The organism is Marinobacterium iners DSM 11526 (assembly GCF_900107855.1).
Classification (GTDB): domain Bacteria; phylum Pseudomonadota; class Gammaproteobacteria; order Pseudomonadales; family Balneatricaceae; genus Marinobacterium; species Marinobacterium iners.
In genome coordinates this window covers 242323-259526 of the sequence record NZ_FNRJ01000004.1, presented here as the reverse complement: position 1 = coordinate 259526, position 17204 = coordinate 242323, and the positions used below count along the sequence as shown (strand labels likewise).

Genomic DNA, 17204 nt, shown 5'->3' with positions numbered 1-17204 from the left:
TTTAAAATCTCGCACTCCACCGCGAAGCGGTTATGTTCAACAGCCTATTTATGAGGTAAACCTCATAATAATTATTAGCGGGTATACCTTTTAATCCTCAGCCAAGCAGCTAACCCATTGATTTTCATAACAGGCCCAAAGACAAAAAGGTATTCCCATGCATACCATCACGCGGATCGGGTTGCACGCACAACAGGCAAGGGAGCAAACACGGCTCAAGAAAGCGATCGATAATGAGAGAACTGCTGTAACCATCCCTGCCATCGACCCGTCCCCTTTTCCCTGTCATTGCGGCCACCGACTTCCTGCTGGTGGTTTTTTAGACTTTACCAATATGTAGCTTCAAAGCAACACCCAAAAAGGCTAATACGATCACACCTGAACACCACACAAAAAAGGCCACCCAAAGGTGGCCTACTCTCATTCAAGAGCCAAGGGCAGAGATGTAATCCAGGCAGTACTGATCAGAGCAGCTCGACCGCGACGGCTGTCGCTTCGCCACCACCGATACAGAGGGATGCAACCCCTTTCTTCAGGCCGCGCTGCTTAAGGGCGTTGAGCAGCGTGACGAGAATGCGTGAGCCGGAGGAGCCGATCGGGTGTCCCAGGGCGCAGGCGCCGCCGTAGACGTTAACCTTGTCGGCATCCAGACCCAGCTCGTTGATCGCCAGCAGGGAGACCACGGCGAAGGCTTCGTTGATCTCGTACAGATCCACCTCATCCTTAGTCCAGCCCGCCTTGTCGAGCACCTTCTGGATGGCGCCGATCGGGGCGAGGGTGAATTCGGCCGGCAGCTGGGCGTGGGTGGAGTGCGCCACGATACGCGCCAGCGGCTTGACGCCGCGCTTGTCGGCTTCGGCCTGAGTGGCCAGTACCAGTGCAGAACCACCGTCGCTGATGGAGCTGGAGTTGGCAGCGGTAACAGTGCCGTCTTTCTTGAACGCCGGCTTCAGCTGCGGAATTTTGTCCGGACGGGCGTTGCCCGGCTGCTCGTCGGTATCGACAACAGTGTCACCCGCACGGCCCTTGATGGTAACCGGGGCGATCTCGTCCTTAAACCAGCCGTTCTCGATGGCGGCCAGAGCCTTGGTCAGTGACCCGATGGCGAACTCATCCATCGCTTCACGGGTAATATTGAAGTCATCAGCAGAGCGCTGTGCGAATACGCCCATCAGGCCGCCTTCATAGGCGTCTTCCAGACCGTCGAAGAACATGGAGTCCAGCACCTGACCGTGGCCCATGCGCATGCCGGAACGTGCTTTCGGCAGCATGTAAGGGGCCTGGCTCATGTTTTCCATGCCGCCAGCGATCATGATACTGGCGCTACCCGCCTTGATCTGGTCGTGGGCCTGCATCACCGCTTTCATGCCGGAGCCGCACATCTTGTTGATGGTGGTAGCACCGGCCGCATCCGGGATGCCGGCCTTGCGAGACGCCTGACGAGCCGGGGCCTGCCCCAGCGAACCGGGTAGTACACAGCCCATAATCACTTCATCAATATCGCTCGGCTGCAGGCCGGCACGCTCGATGGCCGCTTCGATAGCCACCGCACCCAGGTCCGGTGAACGCACGTCGCTCAATGCGCCCATCATGCCGCCCATGGGGGTACGGGCCGCGCCCAGAATCACAATGCTGTTGTCTGACATCTTGTTGCTCCTGTTAAGTCGCTAATATTCTGATCCGTTATTCGGCTGGCCGTTGCGTTACCGTCCAAGCACCGAACGCGCAATGACTTCCTTCATTACCTCGGATGTGCCGCCGTAGATGCGCTGCACACGGGCGTCGATAAAGGCGCGTGAAATCGGGTATTCAGTGGTGTAGCCGTAGCCGCCAAACAGCTGCAGGCAGCCATCGGCCACGCGGCACTGCATTTCGGTGGCGGTGTACTTGGCCATGGACGCTGTGGCCGCATCCAGCTCGCCGCGGGAGTAATCACTGATGCACTGATCAATGAACGCCTTGTTGACGCGGTAGTCGGTCTCCATCTCGGCGATGCGGAAACGGGTGTTCTGCAGTTCTTTCAGCTTCTGGCCGAACAGGGTGCGTTCGTCGGCATACTGGATGGTCATATCCAGCGAGCCGCGGGCTGCACCGACACCGATGGCGCCGATCACCAGACGTTCACGGGGCAGTTCCTTCATCAGGTACATGAAGCCCTTGCCCTCTTCGCCCAGCAGGGCCGATTTGGGTACACGCATGTTCTCGAAGAACAGCTCCGAGGTATCGCCGCTGTGCTGACCGATCTTCTCCAGATTGCGGCCCTTGCCGTAGCCCGGCAGCGTGGTGTCGACCAGGAACAGGCTGACACCCTTGGCGCCGGCCGCTGGATCGGTCTTGGCAGCGACGATCACCATGTCGGCATGCTGACCGTTGGTGATGAAGGTTTTTGAGCCGTTGATCACATACTCGTCACCGTCGAGTACCGCCGTGGTGCGCAGCGCTGCCAGGTCACTGCCGGCCCCCGGCTCGGTCATGGCGATGGCGCCGACCACATCACCGGAGACCATGCCCGGCAGCCAGCGGTTTTTCTGCTCGTCATTACCGATATGGGCGATGTAGGGGGCCACGATATCGGAGTGCACCATTACATTGGTGGCCAGGGCACCGTAGCCCAGTCGGGCCATTTCGGTGACCAGCATGACCGAATACTCAAAGGGCACACCACAACCGCCGTGGTCTTCGGGCGCATCCACGCACAGCAGACCCGCTTCGCCCAGCGTATTCCAGAGCGCACGCGGCGTAATACCGTCGCGTTCCCACTGTTCATAATGCGGCGCGACTTCACGTTCCAATGCGCGCAGCACCATCTCGCGGAACAGGTCCAGCTCTTCGGTATCGATTACGGCTGCATTCATCACTCGATCCTCGCTTACTTCGGTGCCATGCGCAGCGCGCAGTCGAGACGAATGGTTTCGCCGTTCAGCAGCGGGTTTTTCACGATCTGTTCCACCAGCATGCCGTACTCTTCAGGACGACCCAAACGCTGCGGGAACGGCAGGGTTGCGGCCAGGCTGTCCTGCACTTCCTGCGGGAAACCAGCCATCATCGGTGTCATGAAGATGCCGGGGGCGATGGTATTAACGCGAATGCCACTGCGCGCCAGCTCACGGGCCGCCTGCAGCGTCATGGCCACCACGCCGCCCTTGGATGCACTGTAGGCGACCTGCCCGATCTGGCCTTCATAGGCAGCGATGGACGCGGTGGAGATGATCACGCCACGCTCGCCATCATCGTTCGCTTCACGGGTAGCCATTTCGGCGGCGGCCAGGCGTATGATGTTGAAGCTGCCCACCAGGTTGACCTGAATGACTTTGTTGAAGTCATCAAGCGGCATCGGGCCTTCCTTGCCGACGATCTTGCCGGCCGGGGCGATACCGGCACAGTTGACGGCAATACCACAGGGGCCATGTGCTTCACGCGCCGCAGCAAACGCAGCTTCCGCGCTTTCAGCCGAAGACACGTCACAACGTACAAAGATGCCACCCAGTTCTTCAGCGATCTGGCGACCGCGCTCTTCATTCAGGTCGAAAATCGCAACCTTGGCGCCAGCGGCCGCCAGTGCACGGGCCGAACCTTCACCCAGACCGGATGCACCACCGGTAACAACTGCGGGTACGTTTTTGAAATCCATTGCTCTCACCTGTCGCTTGTAGGGTTAGTGCCACCTGTCGTGGCTGACCAATAAGGGAATAACCTTAGTTTGGATCAGCAGGCGATGCTCCGCCATGACAATTTCCGGCAGCAAATTTGTTAAAAAAAGACAACTGAATACCACCCCATACAGGCAAAATAATGTCTCTCTTCAACTGCAATTTCCGATTTTTCGCCTATAATCAAACTCCCGTTCCAATTCTCCGGGTGCAATATGTGGTCCAAGGCTGTACTGCTGCTCTGCTTCTGCCTGCCCATTTCACTGAGCACACCTGCCATTGCTGCCCATTCAGCGGATACCGCCACAGTTGAATTGACCACGGCTTTTCTGATCGAAACAGGACCCCGCTTGAACCCTTCTACGGCTGCAGAACTTTGGCACAAGGGGCAATTCACACCCTATGCCGACACACTGGCGCTCGGGTTGGGCAGCAAACCGGTCTGGATTGCCCTAAAGTTGCACAATGACACCGGCAGGCAATTGGAGCGCAGCCTTCTGCTGGATACGGCCTGGCTGGATGAGATCCGGCTGTACCACTACCGCGGCCCACGGTTACACCACCAGGTTGTGGCGGGAGATCTGCAGCCATTTGCCAATCGCAACCCATTACTGACCGGGTTTCTGTTTCCACTGGAGCTGAGCCCGGGTGAGCACCTTGTGCTGCTGCGAATCAGTACACCCGACCCGATGCTGTTACCATTGCGCCTGCTGGATGACGAACAGCTGGAACATCTCCCGCTGCAACGCTTGACCAGCTACGGCTTGAGTTATGGCTTTCTGCTGGCATTGATCTTCTACAATACGGCGCTGTTCTTTGGTATTCGAGACCGTCACCACCTGTTATATGCGCTCTATTTGGGCTCATTCCTGCTGGTTAACCTGGCCTACTCGGGCCATGGCCTGGCCTGGTTTTGGAGTGAAGCCACCGAATGGCAACGCTGGGCACCGCCAACACTGATGATCCTGTTCGGCTGTTGCGGACTCCTGTTTGCCAGCAGTTTTCTGCATATACGTCAGTACTGCTCCCGTGGCTATCGGGTGGTACAGCTTGCGGCCGCTCTGGCCCTTCTCAGCCTCACTGGAGGCTGGCTGATGGACTCACAACTGGTCGCACTGAGCGCCGCTTTTATGTTCATGCTGGTCTTCACCAGCCTCATGCTGCTAATGGGGCTGTGCCGGGTCACACAAGGTAGTGTCAGTGCTCGTTTTTACCTGTTGGCCGTTATCTCTGGCACCTGTGGCACCGTCATTACCACACTGGCCGTATTAGGACATCTGCCCTTCAGGGAATGGAGCTTTCGCGCCGCCGAAATCGGCATGCTGGCCGAGGCCACCCTGCTGGCACTGGCGCTTGCGGCGCGCATACGTCATGTACATCGTGAACAGATTCAGGCCGAGCACGCTGCCAATACAGACCCTTTAACGCTGCTCAATAACCGTCGTGCACTCTATCGTCTGGCTGAAAGATACTGGCAGACCGGGAATCGTCGGCGCCGGCCACTCAGTGCCGCAGTGCTGGATATCGATCATTTCAAGCAGTGCAATGACACGCATGGTCACGCAGCCGGTGACCGGGTGTTATGTCTATTGGGCCAGTGCGTTCTGAATACGGTACGCGAGGGTGACCTGACGGCGCGCTGGGGCGGTGAAGAATTTCTGGTTTTGTTGCCTGATACTAACTTGGAGGATGCTGGTCGATTTGCTGCCCGACTGCTTGAGCAGATCAGCCTTACACAACTGACGCTGAACGGCCGGTTGATTGAGGTTACGGCCAGTATCGGGATTGCAGAGCAGTCAGAGCAGGATCGCAGCCTCGACGATCTGATCGGTCGTGCTGATCAGGCGCTGTATGAAGCCAAGCACCAGGGGCGCAACCGCATTTTTCAACAGCAGATGGGCACCGATGGAAACGATCAGCTCAGCGAGGTGTTGATCCACGAATCAGCGGGCTGAAACAGGCCACATCAGCATGGGGAAAACTAACGCTCGCCTGCCAGTGCTGCGCCAGCCAGCGAAAGCTGGTTTCAGCAAAGAAGGTGATGTGGGTGGGGTCATTGCGGTAGTGCCAGCTGCGAAAGCGCTCGTCATCCAGCACCCGCTTGGTCTGCAGCACCAGCAGCCCGTTCGGAGTCAGCAATGACCAGAGCTGATCCAGAACGGTCAGGGGGTCGGCCAGGTGCTCGACCACTTCGGTACAGGTAATAAAATCGTACGATTGCTGCAGAGACGCCAAGTCAGGATGGTAATACTTGTCATACAGTGACATCTCGTAGCCGGCTTCACGTGCCATCTCGACCAGAGCAGGCCCCGGGCCACAGCCAAAATCGAGCCCCTTGGCGGGTGGTGGCTGTTGCTGCCTGACCTGATCAAATGCGCGTGACAGAAAGCGGCGATACCCGGGATCATCAACCGTATTTTCATGATCGTCATAAACAGCCTTTTCAGCCTGCTCAGACAACCTCTGCGCAGGTTCCAAATGCACCAGCTCACAGGTTCGACAACGGTAATAAAGTCGTTCTTTACACGACAGCGGGTAAAGGTCATCACTGCCGCACAAAGGGCAACACCCAGTGGGGTTTTCTGTCTGCAGCACGCGCCAGCTCCGCTCAAGTTAAAACAGGCGGATAATGTCATATGACTGACGTGCGCACCATATTCGAGCCCCCTGTTTGCTGACAGGACTGTCAGTGAAAGGCTTTGTGGCGACGATCCAGCTTGTGGTTGCTGAGAATAACATGCTTAAGCTTGTTCAGTTTTGCCAGCCGATTCATGGCCAGCAATTCAATGACCCCTGCCGCCAGCATCATCTTGATCACAAACGATTGCTCCGCCAGCAAGGGGTGAAACTGGCCACCATTGCCGGTAAACAGAAGGTAGATGCCAAACCCGATGACCAGCGTGGCAGGCAATGTAATCAGGTTATATTTGCGGATGTGACGGTTAATGTCTTTAACTGAACTCTTGCTGTCGGTGCTCATGGTGAACCCTCCCGATAAGTTGATCACTAATTGATCAGAATCCATTGCGGGAACGATTGTAGCGCTAACCCAAACAGTGCTCTAGTGTCTCAAAAGTGCCGACATTTGCAGCAAAACGCTTGTATGTTGCGCGGTAACAACAAAAAGGGCCACCCGAAGGCAGCCCTTGAACACATGGCTTCACCCGGCTCAGAGAGTACCAAGCTTCAACCAGAGCGTTTCACCTGAACTGTCATCCACACCGTCGTTGTCCGTCACCACATAAGCTTTGCCACTGACATCGATTGCAAAGCCTTCAACCTTATCGGTGATATAACCGTTAAGGCTCTTCAGATCGGGTATCAGGTCACGTACGAGCGTTTTGGATACAACCGGCAGCGCCTCACCCAGTGGACGCGGCTTGAGAGCTGACAGTTCGATGCGATAGAGCCGCTTGATGGATGCTTTTTCACCGATCTGGTTGTCACGCTCAATCACATAAAGACTGTCTTTATGAAGTTCCAGCTCTGACAGCCCTACCCAGCCTTCGCTCACCTGCTCCAGTGGGTAATGTACGGCACCCCATTGACCGGTTTTCAGGTCATAGGCCAGCAGTTTCGCATGATGATCAGGGTCATCACCCCACGGCCGCTGCATTGCAATCCAGAGCGTATCGCCTGCCAGGGCGATCCCTTCCGCACCGAAACGGCTTTGATGTTTGAGCAACTGTGAAGGCAGTTCAATGGTACGGGTGATTTCGCCCGCCGCATTCACATGATGGATCGCATGCGGAACTTCCTTGTCGACATTGCCTTCAGAGGCCAGCCAGAAGCCTCCTTTGCCGTCTGACGCAATCCCTTCGAGATCCAGCTTGCCGGCAGTCTTACCTTCGCGGGTGATATCGATCGCAGCGGTAATACGGGCGGGGTGCTCAGTTGCATCTATACGGAAAATACGAGGCTGCTTTTTGTAAAAGCTGTCATTAACGGCATAGACAATACCAGGCTCTTTGTCATCTGCAGCCAACCCTGAAAGGGCTCCCCAGCCAATCGGATTTCCCGCTGTGTCGTTTTCTGAAATCAGCTGAGGATAAGCGGCAGGTGCATCTGACCACTTGAACAGCATGACATGTGCACGCGCACCACCCTCTTCAACCAGGTCCTTTTCGTTGGCACTGGCCAGCAAGCCTCGTGAAGGGATCGCGATGGCTGACTCCGGTGCCATACCGGATGGCAACAACTGCACAAACTCAGGTTCTGCACCTGTATCTCGGTAGACTCCCATCACCGATCCGCGCTCAGACAATACGAAGATATAGGTATCATCACCAAAACGGGCAACTTCAAGCCCTTCAGGTTCACTGCCCTTTTTGCCTGAACGCTTGTCCGGGTAGTGGCCGGCACGTACCACCTCATGCTCAAAGGCCGCTCCCGACTCGAACAGCAATTCTCCACTCTTGTGGAAAATACTGAACCCGCGCGCGCCACCCTGATAGTCGCCTTCATTGGCAATCACGAAACGCTCATTGTCCAGCCATTTGACCGCATCAGGCTCTCGCAGCACGCTTTTCAAACTGTCTGTAAAGGTCAGCGCACCATCCTTTTCGGTGTCGATGCCCTCAAGATCAACGCTGCCCGCTGAAAAGTGATTGATCACCTTGCCGCTGGCGCCGTCAACGATCACCAAGTGATTGTTTTCCTGCAGTGTCACCACAATCTCACCCTGAGCATTGAAGTCGACAAATTCCGGCTCAGGATCTGAAGGCGCGATGTCGGCCAGCCCTGTCATGTCAACACGCTTCATGCTGTTGCAGTCCAGCTGTCCGTCCTTGACCGACAGGATGACCAGGTCGCCTGCCGGCAACTGCGGTATCTGTCCATCATTCAGGTCCTCATCGCGCTCGTTCTCGATTGCGATGGCAACCAGCGACTTATCAGCTGAAACCGCCACTGAATCAGGCTGTCCACCCAGTTCGCACTGATTGATCACCTTCATCTGATCCGGTGATACCAGCGCCACAAAACCGGAAGGTTTTACATAGCTTTCTGACGTGTTCACAGCGGTCACAACCAGATTACCCAATGCACTGACAGAGGTAGGCTCACCCTCCAGTGCCAGAAAGCCTGCGGGCTTTGGCTGCTCCGCTTCACGAATATCGACAAATCCAAGTCCGCCATGGGGGCTGTCCGAGTAGACCAACGTCTGTCCGTCGGCCGTTGCGGTGATGATTTCAGGCGAAGTTTCCTGAGTCCAGTTGGCGGCCGGCAAGTTCTGACTGACCGGGAAACTGGCTACCCGATTGAACTGTTCTGCATGCGCGCCGGAAGAGGCGGCGACAGCCAATGCAAGCAAAGAAAGACGAGAGGTTAACGACAGCATTTGAACGGTTTCCTTTGAAGGGGTTGGATTCCATACACTCAAAATCTTTTTAACCGTATACCAAGATAACATTTAAAAAAGATTACAAAGCCAATAAAAAACCTTAATACAACTGAAACAGCAGCGTAACATTTGAAAAATAATATGCACCTCAACTTTCATATACCGAGTTACAGGTACATACATGAGAAAAATACTCTTGCCGCTGCTGATATCCTGTTCAATCATGCCTTCCATGGTGTATGCAGATATCAAAATCGCTGCCGGATCAGGTGTAAATATTCTGGCGGTCAATGGTAAGGTTATTGATCAAGGCACACTTTTTTCTGATTCCCCTGATATTACCGCAGAGAATGGCAGATCTCAGATCGTTGCCGAGTACACTGCCGAAATAACGCAGTCAGCTGACGACTACATCCTTGAAAAGAGTGATACTTTTGTTATCACCTTTACTGCCAACGACACCACTGTCAGTGTTCACGCGCCTGAAATATCCAATCGATATGGTCTTAAAGCATTCAATGAATCGGGCAACTGGCGTTTGCAAAATACTGATGGGAAATCCATTCCTTTTGATTTTGGCAAGTTGGAGAAAGAAGGTTTCCAGCTGGCACGTGACTATGAAAAAGAGCTCAAGGCCTTTAATAGTTCTTCCGCTGGAGCAGCCATGGCCTCTTTAAATACCGAAACACACAATTTTAATAAAGGAACACCTGCTCAGTCGGTTTCAAGTGGCATTCATGCTGACCAGAAAATGGTCGGGCAAATGCTGCAGTTCTGGTATGAGCAGGCCAGTACGGAAACACGGAATAAATTCAAGAGCTGGATTAAATCCAGCCAGTAAACCTCACCCTTACTATTCTTTTATTTGGAGTCTCGCACATGAAAAAGCTTCTTCTGGCTGTTGCAGTTTCCGCTGCTGCCAGCTCCGCCAGCGCTGTTACTGTTTATGAAGGCAATGGCTTTACCTATAAGCTGAACGGTGACCTGCAGGTTCAGCTGCGCAAGGAAATTGGCGAAGACGAACACGCTGATATCGAGTTCGATGATCTGGAGCTGAAAAACTACGTCAGCTACGACCTGGGCAACGATATGAAAGCCTTTGGTCGCGTCGATTTCGGCTTCAAGGATGCCGCTGAAGACAAACAGGATGGCAGCAAGCTTGAAGAAGCTTACCTGGGCCTGGCCTTCGGAAACACGTCTGTTTCCTTCGGTAAACAGAACTTTGCATCTGACGAGTTCGGTATCGAGGAAGCCTACGAACTGAAGACCGTAAACGAAGACCGCTTCGATGGCATGTCTACCGACGGTGATGACACTATCCGTATGGACATCGAGCTGGAGAATGTTTATCTGGTTGCGTCCTACGAGATGGATGCCGAAGGTGAAGACAGCGAAAACGGTGAGTATTTCGATCTTTTCGCATCCACCAACCTTGGTGATCTGACACTGGCAGCGGCCTATCAGAACGCAAAGGAAGCGATCGGTGCCGATTCTTATGACACCTGGGGTATCAGTGCCTCTTATGACGCCGGCTTTGCTACTTTCGCAGCTGACTACAGCAGCACTGATGACATCGCTGACCTTTACAACATTGCCGTGTCGTTCCCGGTCGCCAGCACTACCAGCATGGCTATCGGTATGGTTAACGAAGACTTTGATGCCGGAGACGACATCACTGAATGGTACGCCAACGTAACCTACAAGTTCCCGACTCAGAAAAACGTCAGCCTGTTTGCAGAAATCGCTGACTCTGACGAAGACGGTGCCGACATGGGCTACCTGGCAGGTATGCGCGTCAAATTCTAATGGACTAGCGTAGCCGTTCACGCCTTACCCCCTTCGGGCCTGAACGGTCACGGCTCACTGCCGGCTCTCTTGAGCCGGCTTTTTCGTTGGTTGACCTGGTTCCGGGGTTACTGCAGCAGAAACTCAACAGGCTGCAGAAGTTCAGGTGCGGTTTCTCCCAACGCTTCTGCGATACTGATTTCATGAATGCGGCATATTGCATCCAATGGCAGGTCATTACTTTCACGCCCGAAAGGAAATTCCAGTTGCTCGGATAGTCGGTCCAGCCCAAAAAACGTGTAGGCCACGATGGCGCAAAACACCGGGGTAAACCAGCCAGCGGCACCGACCAACCCAAACGGAAGAAGGTAACAGTAAATATAGGCCGTCCGATGTGCCAACAGTGTGTAGGCAAAAGGCAAGGGTGTATGCGCAATCCGTTCAGATGCAGCCTGAATCCCGGCCAGCTCATGCAGGTGACGATCCAGGGCCGCCGCCGCGATGGTATCGATCTGTCCCGACTGCAGCGACTGAGCAACCTGTAACCCCGCCTGCTGAAGCATGAACTCCGCCGGATTGCGTTTCGAAAGCGCCATATTGATCATTTCAGCCGGCAGATCCGGTGGCAGATCATCACGTACATCTTCGCCACGCAGTTGACCCCGCAACAGGTGACTGTGCGCCAGTACACATGACAGCAGGTGTCGACGCTCCCCGTCTGCCAAATAGATACCACTGGCACGCGCCAGGCTGCGCACTTCATACACCATGTGCCCCCACTGCTTTCTGGCTTCCCACCAACGGTCATAGGTTGCGGTATTGCGCACGCTCAGCAGTATCGACAGGGCTATACCGATCAGAGTAAACGGCAACAGGCTGTACTCGACAACCCCATCAAGATAATGCCGCCTCATGCCCCAGGTAACGGCAAGAGCGAACAGCCCGACCAGAATGATATGAGGCAACACATGAGGTACAACCGAGCCTTTCCAGGCCAGCATCAGGCCGATGGCGCCCGGGCGCTTGCGAACGATCATTTCAGATTAACTCCCGACAGCGAGTTGTATTTTGACTCGCCTGAATAAAATGCATCTGGCATAAACTGTATGTCGGCGATAGTGTTGACCAGAACCCGTGTCGTGAACAGTTTTAATTATTGCCGAATAACAACAATACAGAGGCCCAACATGAAACTGCTTGAAAACTCTGCCACCCCGAGCGCTCTGCGTGTTGCCATTTTTCTCAAAGAACTGGGAGTCGAAGTGGAACGCCAACAGGTTGATACCAAAGGCGCCGAAAACCGTACCAAGACGTTTTTACAGAAAGCGCCCAATGGGCTGATTCCGGTGCTGGAGCTCGATGATGGCACCTGTATCTGCGAAAGCCTTGCAATCTGTCGCTACTTTGACGCCATTACACCCAACGACAAGGCTCTGTTTGGCGATACGCCACTGGAGCAGGCCCGCGTTGAAATGTGGCAGCGGATAGTAGAGTTACAGGGTTTAGTGCCCGCTTTTCAAGCATTTCGCAACCTGACAGGGTTCTTCAGTGACCGGGAAAACTGTGTCAAAAGCTGGGGAGAGGAATCACAAAAAAGGGTAAACGCATTTCTGCCTGTTGTGGATCAGCAGTTGAGTACCCACTCATGGGTTGCAGGAGAGCATTTCAGTATCGCCGATATCACGTTGTGGGTCCTGTGCCGCTTTCTGCCTCGGTTGGAACTACAGGTCGATGATAGTTTGCCAAACCTGCAAAAGTGGCTTAACCAGATGGCCAGGCGTCCATCAGTTGCCGGTCAGCAGGACCGTTGATGTAGCTTTACTCTGACCCTGCCACTGCTACAATTGCTGACCTGAACTCTTAGGAACCGCCCTCAACCTGCAGGATGTGTGCATGAAGTTTCGTTTCCCCGTCGTCATCATCGACGAAGATTTCCGCTCCGAAAACATCTCGGGTTCCGGTATCCGGGATCTGGCCGAAGCGATCAGTCGCGAAGGCATGGAAGTGGTCGGATTTACCAGCTACGGTGACCTGACATCATTCGCACAGCAGGCCAGTCGGGCCTCCTGCTTTATCCTGTCCATCGATGACGAAGAGTTCGGTTCCGGCTCCGATGAAGATGTGGATAAGGCGTTGAAATCAATTCGTGACTTCATCGGTGAGGTGCGCAAGCGCAACGCTGATATTCCGGTGTTCCTCTACGGTGAAACCCGCACCTCACGCCATATCTCCAACGATATCCTGCGCGAGCTGCATGGTTTCATCCATATGTTCGAGGACACACCCGAGTTCGTGGCCCGCCACATCATTCGCGAAGCGACCAAGTACCTGGAAAGCCTGGCCCCGCCTTTCTTCAAGGCGCTGATGGACTACGCCAGTGACAGCTCCTACTCCTGGCACTGCCCCGGCCATTCAGGCGGTGTTGCCTTTCTGAAAAGCCCTGTAGGCCAGATGTTTCACCAGTTTTTCGGTGAAAACATGCTGCGCGCAGACGTGTGCAACGCAGTAGAAGAGCTGGGCCAACTACTGGACCACACCGGCCCGGTATCAGCCAGTGAGTCCAATGCCGCACGCATCTTCAATGCCGATCATCTGTTCTTTGTCACCAACGGCACGTCCACTTCCAACAAGGTCGTGTGGCACTCTACCGTAGCGCCGGGTGACATCGTCGTAGTCGACCGGAATTGCCACAAGTCGATTCTGCACTCGATCATCATGACCGGTGCGATCCCAGTGTTCTTGATGCCGACCCGCAACAACTACGGCATCATTGGTCCGATTCCCAAAAGTGAATTCGACCCTGAAACCATCCGCAAGAAAATCGAGGCCAACCCCTTTGCCCGCGAGGCGAAGAACAAAAAGCCACGTATCTTGACCATTACCCAGAGCACCTACGACGGCATCGTTTACAACGTGGAAACGATCAAGGAGATGCTGGGCAATACCATCGACACCCTGCACTTCGATGAGGCCTGGCTGCCGCACGCATCGTTCCATGAGTTCTACCACAACATGCATGCCATCGGGCCGGATCGTCCACGCTCGGATGAAACGCTGGTGTTTGCGACCCAATCCACCCACAAACTGCTGGCAGGATTGTCGCAGGCCTCCCAGATTCTGGTGCAGGACGGCACCAGCCGAAAGCTGGATACACACCGTTTCAACGAATCCTACCTGATGCACTCCTCTACCAGCCCGCAGTACGCGATCATTGCGTCCTGTGACGTGGCCGCCGCCATGATGGAACCCCCGGGCGGCAAGGCTCTGGTGGAAGAATCACTGCTGGAAGCGATCGATTTCCGCCGTGCCATGCACAAGGTGGACGAGGAGTTTGGCGAAGACGACTGGTGGTTCAAGGTCTGGGGGCCGGATGTGCAGGCTGAGGAAGGCTTGGGAGACCGTGATAACTGGATCATCCATGACAACGATGATTGGCACGGCTTTGGCAAGATCGACTCTGGCTTCAACATGCTGGACCCGATCAAGTCTACCATCATTACACCGGGGCTAAATCTTGAAGGCGAGTTCGACGAAGTCGGCATTCCAGCCGCCATCGTCAGCAAATATCTGGCCGAGCACGGCATCATCATTGAGAAAAGCGGCCTTTACTCCTTCTTCATCATGTTCACCATCGGCATCACCAAGGGCCGCTGGAACTCAATGGTGACCGAACTTCAGCAGTTCAAGGATGACTACGACCAGAACCTGCCCATGTGGCGTGTGATGCCCGAATTTGCCCAGCGTCATCCCACCTATGAGCGCGTTGGTCTGCGCGATCTCTGTACCGAGATTCATAACGTCTACAAGCAGTATGATGTGGCTCGCATCACCACCGAAATGTACCTGTCCAACATCGAACCGGCCATGACACCGGCCGATGCCTGGGCCAAAATGGCGCACCGTGAGGTAGAGCGGGTTTCCATCGACGCCCTCGAAGGCCGCGTCACTGCGATGCTGGTGACCCCCTACCCACCGGGCATCCCGCTGCTGGTACCGGGCGAACGCTTCAACAAGACCATCGTGCGCTATCTGCAGTTTGCACGCGATTTCAACTCTCGCTTCCCTGGCTTCGAGACCGATGTTCACGGCCTCGTACGTGAGCAGGTAAACGGCAGAGATGCGTACTTCGTGGATGTGGTCAAAGACTGATCGACGTACAACAAACAGCACGTACAGAAGCGGCTTACAGAAGCCGCTTTTTTTATACATGAATTATTTGGCATCCAGTCTCTGTGTGATACGGTGCAGACAGGTAACTTCTGGGTTGTGAAAACCTGAGCGAGCAACCCTTTCTCCAGAACGTAAACACCCCGCAATGCGGGGCGTTTCATCTCAGCCAAGTTTATCGATTACTTACGCTGCTGCACCTTGTCTTCCAGCGCCGTCAGCTTTTGTACGATTTCGGCAGAGATGGCCGCAACCTGATCGTAGCAGTTTTCAGCACGATCAAACTCTTTGGCCTGACGATACCGAATCGCTTCCTTCACCTGCGCATGCAGCTTCTCGTGCGGTGATTCAATGCTGGTGAATTCGCGCAGGCTGCCATATTTCTCTTTGCCTTCCGAGTAGTACCACTTACCGAAGGCACAATCCATATGCGACACGGCCTCTTTCTCTGTCAGGCTTGACTTGCCATCCAGAAAGCTGCGCAGCCGTGTTTTCCAGGACAGGTGGGCCGCCTTGGCAGCGCCCAGATCGATACCCTGTACATTGGTTTCAAATCGACTGACTCCCTTCAATAAACTTTCCACATAACCACTGATCTGGCTGGTCACTTCAACCGACTGCTTTGAATACGCGGAGGTTCTGCGCGCCTGATCCGCAATACCGGTAATATGGCGATCCATATCGTGTGCCACTTGGCTCTGCTCTTCGGCAGCGGTAGCGATCTGGGTGTTCATGTCGGTAATGACGCCCACCGCATCCACAATTCTCAAAATGACACTGCGCGCCTCTTCAGCCTGCGCCACACTCTCTTCAGCCATACGCTGACTGGTTTCAATTGAGTGTACCGCTGAGGTCGACTGTTTCTGCAACCGCTCAACAATACGTGCAATATTTTCAGTTGATTCCTGGGTACGCTGAGCCAGCGTACGAACCTCATCTGCCACTACGGCAAAACCACGCCCCTGCTCACCGGCGCGAGCAGCCTCAATGGCGGCGTTCAGTGCCAGCAGGTTGGTCTGCTCGGCAATACCGGTAATCACATCCAGAATCTGGCTGACCTCTTCTGAGTCTTTCGCCAGCTCACGAATGACCTCACCGGAGTGACGCACCTGATCCGCCACACCACCGATCTGATCGCTAACCTGTGCCACCAGCTGCTGGCCACCCTTGGCAGAGTCGTTGGCCGCCTCAGCCGAGGACGCGGCGCTGGATGCACTTTGAGCCACCTCCTGCACCGTGGATGCCATTTCAGTCACGGCTGCCGCTACCTGATCAATTTGCGATTGCTGACTGGTCACACCACGGTCGGTGTCCGACAACGCCGAGTTCACCTGGCCCACCCCTGTACTGATACGCCCTGCAGTTTGGGTTACCTGATGCAACAGTTCGCCGATTTCGAGGATGATTTCGTTGTAGGCAGTATAGTTTTGACCTACCTCGTTTCTCGGGTTATCGATTTCAATCGGAACCGAGAAATTACCCAGCGCCAGTACCCGCAGATGGTCACGCAGGTTCTTGATCTGACGGAACATGACTGTCAGACCAAAAGAGCGGCCCATCACGATCAGCAGCAGCACCAGAGCGGTTACCCAAAGTGCGATTTGCTGCAGCAGTTTCTGTTGTCCCAGTGCTTTGGATTCCATCAACCCAACGGTGTTGTTCATTTCCTTGAGCAATGTCAGTGACTGCTGCTCCAGCTTTGGCAACAAGGCAGTATCCGGTTGCTGCAGGTACTGGTTCAGCGTTGCACGATAACTGTTCCAGAGTGTACCCACCTGCTCGAGCCGAGAGCGTATCTCTGCATCCTCCGCAGCCTTGATGCCTTGCTCGGCAGAGCCATTCAGCAATGCTTGGTGTGCGCTCTCAAACGCATTCATGGTTTTGGTCACTCCGCTGCGGTCCCCGACATCCTGAGACAGCAGCAGCACTTCCTTGGCCATTTTCTGGCTCAGCATGCGTTGGGCACCCGCCACATTGATTGCGGATGCATCTGTATTGTCAGAAAGGTAAACGGCAGCGCCAATCACTGCAGTCAGCACGAAGATGATCACATAGGAAAACATGAACTGGGCATCGAGCGAACGCATGCCAACCAGCTCGAGTAACCGCTCCAGCAGTTTGCCGGCGCGGTAGCGCATCGATTTTGTATCGGGGGAATACTTGAACATCTTTACCTTCCTCTGGGGCTGGCAGCATCGGTGAATCGTTGGGCTAACCCTGACAAACCGCGGACTTTAACGGTTTTTGTCTCCAGCAGTCAT

General features: G+C 54.7%; 13 protein-coding genes. 5 read left to right on the top strand and 8 right to left on the bottom strand.

Annotated features, from left to right (window positions below):
- Positions 1–464: 464 nt before the first annotated feature.
- The 3 genes from BLV48_RS07060 to BLV48_RS07050 are packed head-to-tail and all read right to left on the bottom strand — an operon-like array spanning position 465 to position 3631.
- The gene (locus BLV48_RS07060) at positions 465–1646 is read right to left on the bottom strand and encodes a thiolase family protein (protein WP_091825103.1); all 1182 of its coding nucleotides are present in this window, start codon (positions 1644–1646) and stop codon (positions 465–467) included.
- 57 nt (positions 1647–1703) lie between these two features.
- Positions 1704–2855, bottom strand: a complete 1152-nt coding sequence (locus BLV48_RS07055) for an acyl-CoA dehydrogenase family protein (RefSeq protein WP_091825101.1) — start codon at positions 2853–2855, stop codon at positions 1704–1706.
- A 14-nt stretch (positions 2856–2869) separates the two neighbouring features.
- A complete protein-coding gene (locus BLV48_RS07050) occupies positions 2870–3631 on the bottom strand; it encodes an SDR family NAD(P)-dependent oxidoreductase (RefSeq protein ID WP_091825097.1) in 762 nt (253 codons plus the stop codon).
- A 234-nt stretch (positions 3632–3865) separates the two neighbouring features.
- On the opposite strand from BLV48_RS07050, the gene BLV48_RS07045 reads away from it, so the two are divergent.
- Positions 3866–5605 (top strand): sensor domain-containing diguanylate cyclase, encoded by a 1740-nt coding sequence (locus tag BLV48_RS07045; RefSeq protein ID WP_091825094.1) that lies wholly within the window; start codon positions 3866–3868, stop codon positions 5603–5605.
- Here the strand turns inward: BLV48_RS07045 and BLV48_RS07040 are convergent.
- The 3 genes from BLV48_RS07040 to BLV48_RS07030 form a co-directional block, all read right to left on the bottom strand.
- On the bottom strand, positions 5571–6245 hold the full coding sequence (locus tag BLV48_RS07040) for a class I SAM-dependent methyltransferase (protein ID WP_254774984.1): 675 nt from the start codon (positions 6243–6245) through the stop codon (positions 5571–5573). The genes BLV48_RS07045 and BLV48_RS07040 overlap by 35 nt on opposite strands.
- A 91-nt stretch (positions 6246–6336) precedes the next feature.
- A complete protein-coding gene (locus BLV48_RS07035) occupies positions 6337–6630 on the bottom strand; it encodes a hypothetical protein (protein WP_091825092.1) in 294 nt (97 codons plus the stop codon).
- 189 nt (positions 6631–6819) lie between these two features.
- Positions 6820–8988 carry an esterase-like activity of phytase family protein gene (locus tag BLV48_RS07030; RefSeq protein ID WP_091825088.1) on the bottom strand — a complete coding sequence of 723 codons (2169 nt, stop codon included), beginning with the start codon at positions 8986–8988 and terminating at the stop codon, positions 6820–6822.
- Positions 8989–9172: 184 nt separating this feature from the next.
- On the opposite strand from BLV48_RS07030, the gene BLV48_RS07025 reads away from it, so the two are divergent.
- Positions 9173–9832: a DUF2057 domain-containing protein gene (locus BLV48_RS07025; RefSeq protein WP_091825086.1), complete on the top strand. Its 660-nt coding sequence runs from the start codon at positions 9173–9175 to the stop codon at positions 9830–9832.
- Positions 9833–9870: 38 nt separating this feature from the next.
- A complete protein-coding gene (locus BLV48_RS07020; protein WP_091825083.1) occupies positions 9871–10797 on the top strand; it encodes a porin in 927 nt (308 codons plus the stop codon).
- A gap of 107 nt (positions 10798–10904) precedes the next feature.
- Here the strand turns inward: BLV48_RS07020 and BLV48_RS07015 are convergent, their stop codons facing one another.
- Positions 10905–11813 carry a bestrophin family protein gene (locus BLV48_RS07015; RefSeq protein ID WP_091825080.1) on the bottom strand — a complete coding sequence of 303 codons (909 nt, stop codon included), beginning with the start codon at positions 11811–11813 and terminating at the stop codon, positions 10905–10907.
- Positions 11814–11963: 150 nt separating this feature from the next.
- Here BLV48_RS07015 and BLV48_RS07010 point away from each other — a divergent pair, with 150 nt between their 5' ends.
- Both BLV48_RS07010 and BLV48_RS07005 read left to right on the top strand, forming a co-directional pair.
- A complete protein-coding gene (locus tag BLV48_RS07010) occupies positions 11964–12587 on the top strand; it encodes a glutathione S-transferase family protein (RefSeq protein ID WP_091825077.1) in 624 nt (207 codons plus the stop codon).
- 82 nt (positions 12588–12669) lie between these two features.
- A complete protein-coding gene (locus BLV48_RS07005; protein WP_091825075.1) occupies positions 12670–14925 on the top strand; it encodes an arginine/lysine/ornithine decarboxylase in 2256 nt (751 codons plus the stop codon).
- 200 nt (positions 14926–15125) lie between these two features.
- On the opposite strand, the gene BLV48_RS07000 is transcribed toward BLV48_RS07005, so the two are convergent.
- Positions 15126–17111: a methyl-accepting chemotaxis protein gene (locus BLV48_RS07000; protein WP_091825072.1), complete on the bottom strand. Its 1986-nt coding sequence runs from the start codon at positions 17109–17111 to the stop codon at positions 15126–15128.
- Between the last annotated feature and the right edge of the window lie 93 nt (positions 17112–17204).